At 64.5% G+C, this 15,000-nt stretch carries 16 protein-coding genes; 5 read left to right on the top strand and 11 right to left on the bottom strand.

Annotation, left to right across the window (positions count from 1 at the left end):
* Position 1 precedes the first annotated feature (1 nt).
* The 3 genes from B5X73_RS01120 to B5X73_RS01110 all read right to left on the bottom strand — a co-directional run bounded on the left by B5X73_RS01120 (position 2) and on the right by B5X73_RS01110 (position 3,374).
* Positions 2-1,735, bottom strand: a complete 1,734-nt coding sequence (locus B5X73_RS01120) for a fatty acyl-AMP ligase (protein WP_079520150.1) — start codon at positions 1,733-1,735, stop codon at positions 2-4.
* A gap of 200 nt (positions 1,736-1,935) precedes the next feature.
* Positions 1,936-2,652: a nucleoside/nucleotide kinase family protein gene (locus tag B5X73_RS01115; protein WP_079520148.1), complete on the bottom strand. Its 717-nt coding sequence runs from the start codon at positions 2,650-2,652 to the stop codon at positions 1,936-1,938.
* A complete protein-coding gene (locus B5X73_RS01110; RefSeq protein ID WP_079520146.1) occupies positions 2,649-3,374 on the bottom strand; it encodes a nucleoside/nucleotide kinase family protein in 726 nt (241 codons plus the stop codon). The genes B5X73_RS01115 and B5X73_RS01110 overlap by 4 nt, the downstream gene beginning before the upstream one ends.
* Before the next feature lie 145 nt (positions 3,375-3,519).
* Here B5X73_RS01110 and B5X73_RS01105 point away from each other — a divergent pair, with 145 nt between their 5' ends.
* Positions 3,520-4,224, top strand: a complete 705-nt coding sequence (locus B5X73_RS01105; protein WP_079520144.1) for a nucleoside/nucleotide kinase family protein — start codon at positions 3,520-3,522, stop codon at positions 4,222-4,224.
* Positions 4,225-4,251: 27 nt separating this feature from the next.
* Here the strand turns inward: B5X73_RS01105 and B5X73_RS01100 are convergent, their stop codons facing one another.
* Together B5X73_RS01100 and B5X73_RS01095 are read right to left on the bottom strand one after the other, a co-directional pair.
* Positions 4,252-4,515 (bottom strand): hypothetical protein, encoded by a 264-nt coding sequence (locus B5X73_RS01100; protein ID WP_079520142.1) that lies wholly within the window; start codon positions 4,513-4,515, stop codon positions 4,252-4,254.
* A 44-nt stretch (positions 4,516-4,559) separates the two neighbouring features.
* The gene (locus tag B5X73_RS01095) at positions 4,560-5,723 is read right to left on the bottom strand and encodes a zinc-dependent alcohol dehydrogenase (RefSeq protein WP_079520140.1); all 1,164 of its coding nucleotides are present in this window, start codon (positions 5,721-5,723) and stop codon (positions 4,560-4,562) included.
* Between the two features lie 214 nt (positions 5,724-5,937).
* Between B5X73_RS01095 and B5X73_RS01090 the strand changes: the two genes are divergently transcribed.
* Positions 5,938-6,264 carry a hypothetical protein gene (locus B5X73_RS01090; RefSeq protein ID WP_079520138.1) on the top strand — a complete coding sequence of 109 codons (327 nt, stop codon included), beginning with the start codon at positions 5,938-5,940 and terminating at the stop codon, positions 6,262-6,264.
* Between the two features lie 122 nt (positions 6,265-6,386).
* Positions 6,387-7,139, top strand: coding sequence for an EAL domain-containing protein (locus B5X73_RS01085; RefSeq protein ID WP_079520136.1), 753 nt, complete (start codon positions 6,387-6,389; stop codon positions 7,137-7,139).
* Here the strand turns inward: B5X73_RS01085 and B5X73_RS01080 are convergent.
* The 5 genes from B5X73_RS01080 to B5X73_RS01060 form a co-directional block, all read right to left on the bottom strand.
* The gene (locus B5X73_RS01080; RefSeq protein WP_079520343.1) at positions 7,123-7,389 is read right to left on the bottom strand and encodes a DUF3253 domain-containing protein; all 267 of its coding nucleotides are present in this window, start codon (positions 7,387-7,389) and stop codon (positions 7,123-7,125) included. The genes B5X73_RS01085 and B5X73_RS01080 overlap by 17 nt on opposite strands.
* 43 nt (positions 7,390-7,432) lie before the next feature.
* Positions 7,433-8,638: a GAF domain-containing sensor histidine kinase gene (locus B5X73_RS01075; RefSeq protein ID WP_176167676.1), complete on the bottom strand. Its 1,206-nt coding sequence runs from the start codon at positions 8,636-8,638 to the stop codon at positions 7,433-7,435.
* Positions 8,639-8,755: 117 nt separating this feature from the next.
* Entirely contained in the window at positions 8,756-10,693 is a 1,938-nt protein-coding gene (locus tag B5X73_RS01070; RefSeq protein WP_079520342.1) for a glycoside hydrolase family 76 protein, read from the bottom strand.
* A gap of 231 nt (positions 10,694-10,924) precedes the next feature.
* Entirely contained in the window at positions 10,925-11,665 is a 741-nt protein-coding gene (locus B5X73_RS01065; RefSeq protein ID WP_079520132.1) for an alpha/beta fold hydrolase, read from the bottom strand.
* A 74-nt stretch (positions 11,666-11,739) separates the two neighbouring features.
* Complete coding sequence (locus tag B5X73_RS01060) at positions 11,740-12,300, bottom strand: TetR/AcrR family transcriptional regulator (protein WP_079520130.1); 561 nt, start codon at positions 12,298-12,300, stop codon at positions 11,740-11,742.
* A gap of 83 nt (positions 12,301-12,383) precedes the next feature.
* Between B5X73_RS01060 and B5X73_RS01055 the strand changes: the two genes are divergently transcribed.
* Positions 12,384-13,118, top strand: a complete 735-nt coding sequence (locus tag B5X73_RS01055) for an SDR family NAD(P)-dependent oxidoreductase (protein WP_079520128.1) — start codon at positions 12,384-12,386, stop codon at positions 13,116-13,118.
* Between the two features lie 21 nt (positions 13,119-13,139).
* Here the strand turns inward: B5X73_RS01055 and B5X73_RS01050 are convergent, their stop codons facing one another.
* On the bottom strand, positions 13,140-13,502 hold the full coding sequence (locus B5X73_RS01050) for a hypothetical protein (protein WP_079520126.1): 363 nt from the start codon (positions 13,500-13,502) through the stop codon (positions 13,140-13,142).
* A gap of 194 nt (positions 13,503-13,696) precedes the next feature.
* Here B5X73_RS01050 and B5X73_RS01045 point away from each other — a divergent pair, with 194 nt between their 5' ends.
* On the top strand, positions 13,697-14,980 hold the full coding sequence (locus B5X73_RS01045) for a hypothetical protein (RefSeq protein ID WP_079520124.1): 1,284 nt from the start codon (positions 13,697-13,699) through the stop codon (positions 14,978-14,980).
* Positions 14,981-15,000 lie beyond the last annotated feature (20 nt).

Here is a 15,000-nt window from a genome sequence, read left to right as displayed (position 1 = left end):
GTTACGCCGCGGCTCCGGTCGCATCCCGCATGGACTGACGCTCGAGGTATCCGGTGCGCGTCGCCGAACGCGACAACTTCCCGGAGGACGTGCGCGGCAGCGTGTGGCGAGGTACCAGCTCGATGATGCAGGCAATGCCGAGTTCTTCGAGCACGTCGCGCCGTACGCGCCGCACCAGGGCGGCGCGGACATCGGGATCGAGCGAATTGCACTGTACGACCACCGCGGCGATTTCCGCTCCCCCGGGGCCGGGAATGCCGAACGCCGACGCATCCTGCGAGCGCAGTTCCGGTTGGCGTTCGACGATGCGTTCGATGTCCTGAGGCAGGATGTTGCGCCCGTTGACGATGATCATGTCCTTGTGCCGGCCGGTGATCACCACTTCGCCATCGACCACGTAACCGATGTCGCCGGTGTCGAGCCAGCCGTCATCACCCATCACCTGCGCGTTGAGTTCCGGCTGGCGGAAGTAACCCGACATCAGGCTGGGACCGCGCACGAGGATCCGGCCGACGTGGCGTTCCGGCAGGCGACGGCCGGCGTTGTCGCGCACGTCGAGGTCATGGCCGGGCAACGGTCCGCCGCATCGGACGAAACCGCTGCCGGTGCCTTCGGCGACCGGCGTGGCGCGCAGGTTCTCCGCGAGGTCCACCGGATCGAGCCACTCGACCACGATGCCGGTGTCCAGCGGTGCGAAACTGACGGCAAGCGATGCTTCGGCCATGCCGTAGGAGGGCACGAACGCCTTCGCGTCGAAGCCGGCGGGTGCCAGCATCTCGGCGAAGCGCGCCGGTACTTCAGGCAGGATGGGCTCCGCGCCGATACCCGCGGCACGCCAGTTCGACAGATCGTATGACGCGATGTCCGACGGGCGGACGCGTCGTGCGCACATCTCGTAACCGAACGGCGGACTGTAGGAAATGGTGGCTTTCGATTCGGTCATCAGCTCGAGCCAGCGACGCGGACGCATCGCGAACTCACGCGTGTCGAGGTAATCGATCGAGCGCTGGCTCGCCACGACGGTCAGCAGGCAGCCGACCAGACCCATGTCGTGATAGAACGGCAACCACGATGCGAAGCGGTCGCTGTCACGCAGATCGAGGCCGTCATTGATCGATCCCCGGGCGTTGGCAAGCAGGGCTTCCTGGGTGATCACCGCGGCTTTCGGGGTGCCGGTGCTGCCCGAGGTGAACTGCAGATAGGCCACTTCATGCGGGCCGATGGGCTGTAATTCGACGTCATGGCGGGGCAGGGCGTCGAATGCCTGCGGCTCGCCCCACATGACGATGTCCAGCCCGTTCACGGCTTCCCCGAGGAATCCCTGGAACGCGGAGGAGGCCACAGCGATCGCGGCCTCGCAGGCCTGCAACATGCCGCGCAGCTTGTGCACGTAAGCGTCATGTCCGCCCAGATTCACCGAGGACGGCAGCGCGACAGGCACGAGGCCCGCATACTGGCAGGCGAAGAAGAAACGCAGGAAATCCGGCGTCGTTTCCGCGACGATCGCCAGGCACGCGCCGCGTTCGAGGCCGAGGCTGGCCAGTTTCTGCGCGAGCTCGCGAGCCTGCGCTCGCAAGATTCGGTAAGGCAGCGCGGTTTCGAGCTTGCCGCCGGCGTAGAAATTTGCACCTGTCACGCCGCATGCCGCGTAGTCGAGCGCCTCGGCCAGACTGGCGAAGTCGCCGCGTCGCATGGGCACCGTGTTCGTGGTCGGCGTCGCCAGGCCGGCCTGCATCGCAATGTTTCCGTCTGCGCTCATAGTGTTAGTCGCGTCTCAACGAGTCCCGTGCCACTGGGGCCAACCCCCGTGTTACCGGTCTGTTACTGGGTTATTGCCGTGCGTTTACTGTACCCAAGGGTACCATAATCCGAGGATTTGTTAAGAAAAACCTCAGGCCGACGTAAGATTGCGCTAGGGCGCGCAGCGGGACGCGCTCAGGCCCCCTGGGCCGGAAGATCGTGGATGGCGGCCATGGCCGCGGCGAAGACCTCGGCGTACGGGGCACGGGTGTCGAGATCGAAGAGACGGGCGCCGTTGAAGCGCAGCCGTGACATCACCGCGATCTTGTCATTGAGCTCTTCCGGGCCGTGGTCCGGCTTGCGCGCATGCGCCGTGGCGAAGTCGATATCGAGCTTGATGACGAGCGAAGGGCGATAGGTCGCCATGCGTTCGTACAAGCGCTGCTCGCGCACGGCAAGCTTGCGCACGAGCCAGTGTTCGCTGCGCGCGAGGCCCAGGCCGGGACCGTCGTAACGAAAGCCTGCAATCTCAGCCTGGGGATAGCGGTCCGTGATGATCAGCGTGCCGCGCTCCGCGAGCCGGCACACCCGGCGCAGGTGAGCGGCCCGCCAGACGGATAACCCGTACATGACGAGCGAGCCGAGCACGCCGGGCACCTTGTTGCGCATGTCCTGAGCGCTGGCGGCTTTGGCCGCCAGGCGCCTTTCCAGGCGGGGACCGATGAGCGGCAGGCGCTTGATCTTGTCGCCGGTTTCGCCGGATATCAGCCCGAGGTAACGGCGCTGGACGCTGCGCGTCTGCTTCAGCGTTCTGACGATGTCGTGGGTCAGCGTCGATTTGCCGGTCCCGTCGCATCCCACGACGGCGATGAGCCGCGCGATCGGCGGCCGCAGGGTCTCGGCCGCCGTCATGAGGACAGCAACGGCACAGCCGTGCTCACCGCGCGCAACGAACGATCGAGAATGGCACCCTGATCGTCACGGCCATCGAGGTCGAGGATCCGCGCCCCGTTGAACCGAAGCGTCGGCAAGGTAGCGACCTTCTGGCGAAGCGATGCCATCTTGTGGTCGGGTTTGCGCGCATGCGCCGTCTCGGCATCGACGTTCAGACGGATGACGAGCGCTGGCACGCTGGACGCCATCCATTGGTAAAGGCGTTGCTCGCTCGCGCGGAGGCGTCGGATCCACCAGTTGCCCCCTTCGGTCTTCGCCAGTTGCGGGCCGTCGCAGTAGAACCCGGGAATTTCCGCCTGTGGGTAACGGTCCGTGACCACCAAGACGCCGCGCCGGCACAGGGCGAGCATGCGTCGGAACTTGTGAGCGCGCCAACGCGACAGCATGTAGATCACGAATGCCGCAACGTTGCCCGGCGGCATCGACGGCTTATCGTGAACCTGGTCGGATTTGCGCAGCAGGTACGCGTTGAAGCGTGGCCCGATCAGGGGCAGCGTGCGGATCCACTCGGCGATCCGGCCCGACGACTGGCCGAGGTACAGGGCCTCCGTGGGGCGTTGTTCGCGCAGGTGGGCGACGAGCTTCGCCGCCAGTGTGGACTTGCCGGAGCCATCGCAACCGGTAAGCGCGATCACCCCCACCTTCGGGTGGAAGTCATCGGAATCAGAAAGGAGAGGCACACCAGATAGCCGGTAGCGCAGGATGAATACAATTTTATTACATGGCATATTCTTGCGTCTACGGTCGTAAGACCGCGCGCATCAGCGAGATTTAATGAACCATTTTTTCAGTCCGGTAGCGGTATCCGGGGCAAAGGACGGCGCCATGGCGCCACTGATCGCGGTCATCGGCTGCGACGGTTCCGGTAAGTCGACAGTCAGCGAACATATCCTCGCCTGGATAGGACGTTACGGTCCCGCGGCCAGCGTCCACCTAGGCAAGCAGGCCGGGAACGTGGGCCGTGCGGTCGCGCAGTGGCCGCTGGTGGGAAGCGCGCTGGGGCGGTTGATCCGGCGCAAGTCCGATGACGTGAACAACCGGATGAAAGAGGCGAAGCAGCCCAGCCTGCTGCCCGCTCTGGTCATCAGCGCCTTCACGCTGCGCCGCCGGCGCCGCTTCCGGCGCATGCTTGCCCTCAGGCGCCGCGGGCTGATCGTGGTCACCGATCGCTTCCCGCAGCTGGAAATTCCCGGCGCGTACGACGGCCCGGGATTTCCCGCCGTCGAAGGGGGCTCGCGTTTCGTGCTCGGTCTGGCTCGGCGCGAGTACGCCATGTTCGAATGGATGGCCAGCCACCGACCCGACATCGTTCTCCGTCTGAATGTCGACCTCGACATCGCCTGCGCACGCAAGCCGGACCACCGGCGCGAAGCGCTGGCGCGCAAAATCGCCGTGACACCGCAGCTCGCGTTCAGTGGTGCGACGGTGATCGATATCGACGCCAACCAGCCGCTCGAACGGGTCCTCGACGATGCGAAAGCAGCCGTGGCGCGGGTCATGGCTGAGCGCGGCTATACCGCGCGCGTATGAGACGCCACGTGCTCCGTGATGACCGGGTTACTCGCTGTCCGCCGCGACCGCTTCGGCCAGCGCATCCCTGGTGAGCCAGACACCCGCATCGTCCTCGATCCGTAGCCGGATCGGGACGGTGCGGGTTTCGCGGATCGCACGTGCCCTCGCAAGCGCGAACTGAAGCGATTCCTCGCGAGTGGGAAACCCGCCGAGATGCTGGCGGTCCTGGAACACTGCGTACGCTTCGGCGCCAGCGCTTCCCTGGGGCAGGTAAAAGGTGATCGTGTCACCGAGGTCGCGAGCTTCCATCGTGTTCGTTCCGTTATTTCAGCAAGTCGTCGTGAGGCAAGGCATCATGGGGTAAGCACTACCTTCCGACAATCTTCCTCCTTCTTGTCGAAGATTTCGTAGCCGCGGGCCGCGTCGGCCAGCTTCATGCGGTGCGAAATAATGATGTCGGGCTGAAGCTTGCCGTCTTCGATGAATTCGAGCAGCTCCGGCAGGTACTTCTGGACGTGCGTCTGACCCATCGCCAGCGTGAGCCCCTTGTCGAAGGCGTCACCGATCAGGAAGGCATGGATGAAGCCGGCATAGACACCCGGAATGCTTACCACGCCGCCGCGCCGTGTGGCGGTGATGCACTGGCGTAGCACCTCACCCGAGCTCGTTTCGATCTTCAGTGTGCTCAGCACCGTCTCCGTCGTGCTGCCTTTTGCTTCGAAGCCGACGGCATCGATGGACGCGTCGACACCATGGCCCGCCGTCTGCTCGAGAATGAACTCGGACGGATCGAGTGAACCGAAATCGACGGGGATGACGTCAAACGCCGAGACGGCGAAATCCAGCCGGTATTTTTCGGAGTCCACCATAAAGATGCGCTCGGCTCCCAGCATACGCGCGCAGGCGGCAGCCATCAGGCCGACCGGCCCCGCGCCAAAGATGGCTACCGTCGAACCGCGCTCGATCTTTGCGTTGAGTACGGCCTGATAGCCGGTGGGGAGGATGTCGGAGAGAAAGAGCACGCGCTCATCCGACAGACTGCCGGGAACCTTGAAAGGCCCGACGTTGGCTTTTGGGACGCGGACGAATTCCGCCTGACCGCCGGGCACGCCGCCGTAGAGGTGCGAATAGCCGAATAGGGCAGCGGGCGGCGTCATCTTCGCTCTTTTTCTGAGTGACGCACCCTGATCGGGGTTCGTCGTCTCGCAGGCGGCGAACAGGTCGTTCTCGCAGAAGAAACACTTGCCGCAGGCGATGACGAAGGGGACGACCACGCGATCGCCGACAGCGACGTTGGTCACCTCGGTGCCAGCCTCTTCGACGACTCCCATGAACTCGTGCCCGAAGATATCGCCGTGCTTCGTTTCAGGGATCTTGCCGTGGTAGAGATGCAGGTCCGAGCCGCAGATGGCGGTTGCCGTGACTCGGAGAACGACATCGTCGGCGGCCAGGATCGTCGGGTCGGGCATCGTTTCGACACGCACGTCCTTGGAGCCGTGGTAGGTCAGAGCCTTCATCCTGTTTCTCCAGTCAAAGCCCGATCCTCATCCTGCCGTGTTGAAGGGGAGGTGTTGGCCGCAGGCGGTTTCGCAGCCGCCAAATCGACAAATGCCTGTCGCCGGCGATCGGCAAGCGCGCGCGAAGCATTCCTTCACGCCGCGTTACGGTCGCTGTTACACCCCGCAATGCACGGTCATGACGACGAATCCCATGGCTTGAGAGGGTGTAACGATGGCTTATCGGAATAAGAAAACGCTGAATTTTTTTGTGGCCGGCTTGCTCTTGCTGCCGCTAGGGGCGATTGCCCAGACAAGGGCCGACGAAGGCGCCCAGGTCAAGACGCAGACGGTGGCAGGGCATCCGCAGAAGGTCGTCGAAACACCGAAGACAAAGCGGGCCGAGGCGAATCAGGAGCTGACCGATCCGGTGAATACTAAAAAAGGCTCAGGCGATCCGCGTCGCCGGGATGCTTTCGGAACCCCGGTGCCCGAGCCGCTGAAGGGCCAGGGTACGAACGTGAGCTCGAACGCTGTGCGGGCGGCGGACAAGAAAAAGTAACGTGCTTAAGCCGCGACAGGGCAGGTGAAGTCCATCCCTGCCCGGCCGGTCAGTCGGAACGGTGGTACCTTCAGATTCGCGGATGCCGGCCGATACACGGAGACTTGAGGAACACCGAAACGATGGACAGCCAATTGACCTGCGGGGCCTGCCGCGACAGCGATTCACTTGCCGCCGGGATTACGATGGCGTTCCAGCCCATCGTGGACGTCGCCGCACGTACCGTCTTCGCGCACGAAGCGCTGGTGCGGGGCATCCATGGCGAGGGAGCCGCTGAAGTGCTCAGCGGTATCGACGCATCGAATCGTTACGGTTTCGATCAGGCGTGCCGGGTGCGCGCGCTGGAATGTGCGAAAGAAGCCGCGCTTCCCGCGCTCGTCTCGATCAATTTCCTGCCGAACGCCGTCTACAATCCGGAGCATTGCCTCAGGGCGACGCTGGCGGCCGCGGAACGGGTGAACTGGCCGCTGTCCGACATCATCTTCGAGGTGACCGAGCACGAAGAGATCACGGACCACGCGCACCTGCTCTCCATCCTCGCGGCTTACCGCGCCCGCGGATTCAGGACCGCGATCGACGACTTCGGCGCGGGATACGCAGGGCTGAACCTGCTGGCCGACTTTCAGCCGGATCTGCTCAAGCTGGACATCGGCCTGATCAGAAACGTCCACGAAGACGTGGTACGCCAGCGCATCGTGCGACACATGGTCCGGTTATGTGAGGAGATCGGCGTCCGCGTCATCGCCGAGGGCGTCGAACTCGCGGAGGAGGCTAAGGCGCTGTTCGATCTGGGTATCTCGTTGCAGCAAGGCTTTTTCTTCGCGCGTCCGGCGCTGGCCCCGCTGCCGGACATCCATTTCATTTCGCTGCCTTAGCCCAGCCCGGGCCGCGGCGAAGCCGGACCGGTCCCCGATCGATATCATCCGGCGAAAGTCGCTCCGCTCCCTGAGTGATGACGACGCGCCCGCGACGCGCTAGCGTGGCGGCGACTTCGCGTACCTGTGGCATGAGCGCCCGCCAGGCGGCTTCGTCCTCGGCGAGCGCCCGCGCGACATCCGACGGACAAATCGACGCCTCGGGAGCTCGTCGACTCAGAAGCTGGATGATCGTCGCCTCTATATCCACGCTCGCTCCCGCAGGCGAGGCATACGCCGAAGGCGCTTCGCCCTCAAGCAGCGACGCGCACACGCGGCACGCTGAGGGTGAAACGCGTACCTTCGCTGGCGTTCGAGTCCACTCGAAGGGTCCCGCCGTGGCCTCGTGCGATCTCGGAAGCGATGTAGAGGCCAAGGCCGAGTCCGGGCTGGGAGCGGGGCGATTCCGGCCGGAAGAACGGCTCGAACAGGCGTGGCAGGAAGTGCGCGGGAATCGGCTCCCCGGCGTTGGCGACACTGACCTCGATGCCGTCTCCGGACTGTGCATAACTGACGACGATCGGCTGGGTGGGATCGCCGTGGGCCACGGCGTTGTTCAGCAGGTTGGCCATCAGCTGCCGGATGCGCCGGTCATCGAAGCGTACGCCGCAGTCGATCTCCCCTTCGGTCACGATCCGGCACGTGGGGTTGCCCAGACGAACCTCCTCCGCGACACCATCGAGCACCATCTGCAGGTCGGGGCCTTCCTCGAGGTCGAGTTCCAGCCGTCCGGCGAGTCGGACGCGGACCAGGTCCATCACGTCGGCGATGAGGCCTGTCATGCGGTTGAGGCTCTGCGTCAGGTTGCGGGTCAGCCGCCTGGCGCGCTCGCCTTCCTGCAGCGGTTCGAGGAGCTCAGCGGCCAGCTTGGCGGCCTGCAGGGGGCTGCGCAGGTCGTGGCCGACGACGGCAAGAAACTGTTCGCGGAGCGCGCCGTTGTCCGCTTCGACTTTCAGAGCGGTTTCGGCGGCGATCGTGCGGTCGTGGAGGGCAAGATGGGAGGCGACGAGTTCGGCGAACATCGTGAGGCTCGCGAGGATCGTTCCTTCGTCGAAGTCACGCGGCGCGCTGTCGATCGCGCACAAGGTGCCGAAGAACTTGCCGCCCTCGGTCAGGATGGGCACCGAGACGTAGCTTTCCAGCCCGTAGATGCGGGGCGTGTGGTGCGCCGAAAAAACAGGGTGATGGCTGGCATGACCGAAGATCACCGACTGGCGATGCTCGCGGATCTCGTCGCAGATGGTGCTGTTGAGGACGAGGTCGCCGCCCGGAAGCAGTCCGAAGTTCAGGTGGTCGAGTACGGCGCAGGCGGTCCAGCGATCGTCGGTGACGCGGGCAATGGCGGCGAAGCGCATTCCCGTAACCTTGCAGACCGCTTCCAGGACCTTGGGCACGATCGACAGCCGCTGGATGGCCTCAACGGAGGCCTCGACGCTCAGGGGTGTCAGGGATTCGGTCATCGGCCAAGCATAGCCGGGAAACCGGCGCGCCGCTGGATCATCGGCACGGCGGTCCATGATCCCGACGGTGGCGGGAACCTCCGTCCCGTCCCGTGACGAGGACGGAGGTACTTCAACCTACTCGAGTATGTTCGCCGTCACGTGGTACACGCGACCGCCCCAGCCGTCGTCGGGGAAGGCATCGGACACCTTCAGGTAAAGCGGCTTCGCCCCGTCTGCCGCCGCACCGAGATACGGGGTGAGGTCGATGGTGCGGTCCGCCTTGTTCGATCCATCCGTGACCGGCTGCGACTCCTGCAGCACCGTGGTCCAGTGCGCGTTGTCCTGGCTGACCTGCACGAGGAATTCGGCATCGATGGTCAGCGTGACATGCGCGGCGGACGTGTCCGCCGGGAACGGGAAGCGATACGTGAAGTGGGCATGGCCATCGGCGAAGCGGTTCTGCACGCCGTTGCTCTGCGAGCCGCCGGCGTCGAACAACCAGGGATTCTCGTCGACCGTGCCGGTATCGAAGTCGATCGCATGGGCGACGAGCACGTCGGCCTGCGTCGTGAAGCGTAAGCCCGCCGCTTTCAGATACACCGTCACCATGTGGTGTCCATCCGCCGCGTTGCCAGGCACGGTGACGGTCAACGGTAGCTTGCCGCTGACCGGCGCCGAGATGCCGTGGGGCTGCAGGGCAAGCAGATTCGCACGTGGCGTCGCGTTCCATCCCGAAGGTACATCGACCGAGGCGAGCGCGAGCACGGGCAGGAAGCCGGTGGCCGAAACGCCGAGGTCGACGGGAATCTTCGTCACGCCGGATGCCGACGGCATGATGACCGGTTGGGCGGGAGACAACGTCGCCGCCAGCGATTCGAGCGGTGTCACGGCGGGCACGTCGCCAATCAATGCGCTAAGCGCGCTTGCCTGCGTGCGCCAGTCGAACACGTTGGGATGATCGTCATCCGTCGCCCCGGACCAGTGGGTGCCGAGCCGTCCCGCCGCGTCGCGATCGTTCGCCCAGATGCTTTGCGCCTGGTGGTCGAGGAACGTGGCATAACGCGGGTCATGCGTGGTGTCGACCAGATCGGTCCAGTAGCGCGTAAAGATGCCTTTGAACTGCTTCCCATTGTCGTCGCAGGTCTGATCGGTCGCGTCGCAGCTCTCGGTCAGGATGCCGTCGGCCGCTAACGCGTCCGGTCCGATCGCCGCGTCGGCAAGGCGCTTCACTGCCACCAGGATCTGTGCATCCCCGGTCGCGCGATACAGTTCCAGGCCCCCGCCGATGGCGAGCCCCTGGTTGTAACTCCATACGGTCTGGCCGTTATTGGTGCATGCGTTGGTCAGTCCGTCGTTGACCAGCCCGTCGGCATTGACCATGCCGCTGCCCTGGAACCAGGTCCATGCCGTCTTCGAACGGCCCAGCCACAAGGTGTCGCCGGGAATGCGGTTATGCAGTTCGGCGGTCAGACGGATCCACAAACCGTTGGTGATGGCATTCTTGTACGTGCGCTCGCCGTCCCACCAGACGCCACCACCGCAGGTGCCGGTGTCCCAGTAGCCGTTGACGTAGTTGGCGATGGTGACCGCCATGTCCAGGTATTTGGGGTCCTTCGTCAGGTCGTAGGTCTGCAGCCAGGTCAGGGCCCACCATTCCGAATCGTCGATCGCGCGGCTGGTGAAGTTGCCCAGCAGCGGGTCGCCCGATAACACGCCGGCGGGGAAGGCGCCCTTGTCCTTCTCGAACGTGTTGTCCAGCTGACCCAGGTAGCGGCGGTCGCCGGTGCGCTGCATGTAGTCACCGATGGTCTGCAAGGCGACGGCGGAGTTCCACCAGCTGGAGGGGAACCAGGCCTTCACGGGGTCGTAGGTGGCCATCAGCACGTCGGCTGCCACACGCGCACGCGCGACGGCGGTCGGGCCGTCGACCTGCGGCCCGGTCAATGGCGCTTGTACCGCTGCGACAGCAGGGAACGCCGCTGCCACGGTGGCAAGGCTCGCGGTAACCAGCAGCGATCTGAAACGGGCACACGTCGACACCAGCCGATGCACGACCGGCTTGAACTTGATCATCGGATTCACTCACCGCTCCTCAGGGATACCCACGACCCATCTGTCCGTCACCGGACCGTGGGCGGTGATCCGGTGGGGAAACGTGCACGCAGGGCGCCGTTTTGACAGGTTCGAAGAGGCGTCGGCTCGTGCGAGTCGGCGAAGTGTCGCAGAGGTGGTCCGTTAAAAATGAGAACCCGGTCAAGGCAGCGCGGTGCTTTCAACGGTAACCAATTTCATCCCGGTGCGCGGTCAGCTGAGTTCTTTAATGATGGCGACGACGGCTTTCGCGACGGCCTCGGGTGCTTCGAGAACCATAAGATGCCCAGCGCCTGGAATGGTGATCGTGCCTGCGGCCATAGCGACGAGACGCGGCGGCACGCCAAGGGCACCCGCCGACTTTGCGCCCTGGATGAGATAGGTGGGAACCGACGCCATGACGCTCGCAACGGCCATGCCGTATCCGGGATGCACGGTCTCGACGAGCAGAGCACGCGCCATCGCATGTATCGCTTCGGCGGACTGGTGCGCTAGCCAGTCTTCGAGACGTGCCATCTGTTCGGTGTCGAAGGCCATCCGTTCCTGCGCGACGAAACCGGCCGGGTTGGCGCGAGCTTTCTCCAGCCACGCGCGTATGGCGTCGCCCGACATGGGAGCCAGGCGCGAGGAGAGGAATGCGTCGCTTGGCGCCAGGTTTCCTTCGGCACTGACCAGACCCGCGACACGCTCGGGCCAGGCCTGGGCAAAGCGTACGCACAGGGCCGCCCCGCCCGAGTGTCCCACCAGCAGCACAGGCGCGTTGCCGAATCGCGCGGAAATCTGTCGTTCCAGGTGCTCGACCTGGTCGGCCACGGATCGCGGAAAGCGATGTGCGAAGTCGCCGAAGCCAAGAAGGTCAGGGCTGATGACGCGCGATGGATCGAGTCCCGCGCGCAATTCCGGAAAATGGAGGTGGCCAATGAAACCCTGGACGTAGACGACAGGCAGAGGCATTCGGCGGTCCTTGCAAGGTGATGCAAAAACTTATCACGCACGGCGCCTGAAGGTTTGCGTCAGTCGTCGCGGCCTTATGGCAAGTGAGGCTTCGCGATCAACAGGGCATCGGCGATGACGTCGAACAGATGCGCCGCCCGCGGGGCGAACGAGGGCTGGTCGTTGAGCCAGCCCAGCGCCGCGATGAGTGACAGCAGATCCGCCCCGTCGATGTCCTTGCGGGCCAGTCCTGCGTCCTGGGCACGCAGCAACAGTCGGGCACCGTCCGCGCGAACCTTCGTGCACGAGGCATGTAGCGCGGAGTTTTCATCGTCCATCGCGGTAGCCATCAGGTCGACGACGCCGCGGAAGGTGTGGGTGAACGCGACCGCCAGCCGTGACCACGTCAACAGCGCTTCGTCGGGAGCGCAGGTGGCTTCGATGTCGGTCGCCTTCCGTGTCAGCTCGTCCAAGGTGGTGCGCAACAAGACTTCGAGTAATGCCTCGCGTGTGGGGAAATGGCGGTACAGCGTCCCGAGACCGACCTCCGCCCGCCGCGCGATATCGCGGAGTGACGCATCCGCGCCCTGTTCGGCGACGACCTCGGCGGCGACGGCCAGTACCTGATCGTAATTTTTTTTCGCGTCGGCTCGCATGGGCTTCCATTGACAAGTGGAGCAGTGCTCCATATATTGAATCGGAGCACTGCTCCATTAAATATAACTCAAGAGGAAAAGCCATGGGTAAGCTGGACGGTAAGGTCGCGGTCATCACGGGTGGCAGCAGCGGTATGGCGCTGGCCACCGCGCAACGGTTCGTGGAAGAAGGGGCGTATGTCTTCATCACCGGGCGCACGAAAGCGACGCTCGATGAGGCCGTGAAGCTGATCGGTCGCAATGTGACCGGCGTGCAGGGCGATGCGGCCAATCTGGACGATCTGGATCGCCTCTACGACACGGTGAAGCGCGAGAAGGGCAAGGTCGACATCATTTTCGCCAGCGCCGGCACGGGCGAATCGGCCATGCTCGGTGACGTCACCGAAGAACACTTCGACAACGTCTTCGGTCTGAATACGCGCGGCACGCTTTTCACGGTGCAGAAGGCTCTGCCGTTGCTGACCGAGGGCGCATCGATCGTGCTGAACGGATCGATGGTCGTGGTCAAAGGGTTTCCGTCCTTCGGCGTCTATTCGGCGAGCAAGGCCGCGTTGCACGCGTTCGCGCGCACATGGCTGAATGAGCTCAAGGACCGCCGGATCCGGGTCAACGTGCTGCATCCCGGACAGGTGCGCACGCCGATTCAGGAAAAGCTGTTCGATGAAGCGACGATCCGTCAGTTCGAGTCGATGATCCCGCGGGGCCAGATGGGCACGTCGGAAGAGATCGCGAAAGCGGCTCTCTTCCTGGCATCGGACGATTCGACCTACGTCAACGGGGTTCAGCTCTTCGTCGACGGCGGGACGTCGGCGATCTGATTCAGGCGCCTTGCGGCCTGGTCACGGAGCCGCGTGGCGGCTGAGCTGGCCGTAAGGCGTGATGGCATCGCGCAGGGACGCCGAGGTCATCGCGCCGTAGGGCAGAACGGTCTCCGCGGAGGACATCGCCTCGTGGCTCACCGCGCCGTAGGGAAGCACCGTCTGCGGCGCTGAGTGCACGTCGTGTCCGACGGCTCCGTACGGCAGCAAGGCATTTGCCCCGTTCGCCACATACACGGCAGGCGCCGTGTCCGCACTCGCGGGAGCCACCTGCTGCGATGCCTTGCGGACCTGCGGCGCGACAACAAGGAGGCCAGCGGCAAGAACCAGTGCGGCCAGGGGGAGCGCACGCGACGGCGTGCGGGCGAGGGCGGTAGTGTTCATGGTGTTTTCGACTTGGGGCGTTCGCCCCTGGTTGCTTCTGTGAGCGTAGAGCGTGCGCGGCAAGCGCGTTGCAATCCAATCGTTACTTGCTATGGGGGCGATAGCGAAGACAAATGAGCCTTCGCACGTCACCCAGGCTTGTAAGACGGCCGCCTATGGATAGACTAGGGGTTCACCAGGGGAAGGGAACAGGGATGTACTGGCATAAGCGTGTGTTTATCGCGTTCGTCTGCGTGCTGTCGGCATCTGCGCTTGCGCAGGACGGTCCTGCGCGTCAAAGCAGTTCGGCGGGCGCCGCCGCTACCCGTCCAGGCGGGTTACTGCACCATACGACCGACGCCGAGAAAGCGGTCATCGGGGACATGGCGCGCTTCGATGCCTATCCCGATCGTCTTGCCCGCTGCCTGCATTACCCGGATCCGCGGGACGTGCACTGGGATCACCGCGAAGTCGACTTGCTGTGCCACTTCCAGTTCGACCCCTTGATGTCGCTCGGGCAACTTCAGCAGACCTTCGATGCGAAGGGCCCCAGGGCTCTGGAGCGATATTTCGACGGTTTGCTGAAAGATCAGGCTCGCATCGAGACCTCGTGGAAGCTGGACGAGGCCTTCCTGCGTACCTTCTCGTGCGCGTGCAAGGAAGCGCGCGATCTTGCCGACGCCTGGCTCGCGCGTTCGCCCGATAACGTCTGGGCTCACGTCGCCAGCGGCCTGCAGCACGTGGCCGCAGCGGGCGAGGCGCGCGGTGGCGCCTTCAGCCAGGACACCTCGGACGAGCGGTTTGCGCGGATGGCACAGCTTGACGCCAGAGGCGCTGAAGACCTGCGGCGAGCCCTCATCGCCGTCCCCCAACTGACGCCAGCCACATACGGCATGCTCTGGGTCGAAGCGCGCGAGGGCGAGCGGCTGGAGGCGCGGGACCGCCTCGAAAAGGCTCTGCACGAACATCCCGACAATTTCATGCTTCATGAGGAAGCGGCCAGGCTTCTTCAGCGTAAATGGGTGGGCTCGGACGCCGATCTCGTCGCCGAGCAGGAACGTGCGCGGGCGGCCGGCGCGAGCAACCCGTTGCTGATCCTCATCGTGAGCCAGATCGAGTGGACGCGACGCTCGTGCGGCGACGAATGCGCATGGAGCACGGCCGACCTGGAGGCGATGAACCAGATCGGTCCGAGCCTGCCCGTCATGCGACAGATCGCACAGCGGCGCGCACGTGCCGGCGGCCCGGCGGACGCGGCGATCTACGCCACCGAAGTGCTTCGCATGTCACCCACCTCTGAAGTAGCGAGCCGGACCGAGCGCGGCCTCGCCCGCTTGTCGATGAACGATGTGAAAGGCGCCGAAGCCGATGCGGAAGCCGCCCTCGCGGCAAAGCCCGGTTTCGAGCGGGCGCTTCAGCTGATGCAACTGATCACGATGCGGCATCGCTTCGACAGCGGACAGGGTCCCGACAGACTGCGTAAGCAGCCCACCATCTGAGCGGCTACTGCCGGTAAACT

Source organism: Luteibacter sp. 22Crub2.1, assembly GCF_900167995.1.
In the GTDB taxonomy this organism is placed as follows: Bacteria; Pseudomonadota; Gammaproteobacteria; order Xanthomonadales; family Rhodanobacteraceae; genus Luteibacter; species Luteibacter mycovicinus.
This window is presented reverse-complemented; position numbering and strand designations above follow the sequence as displayed.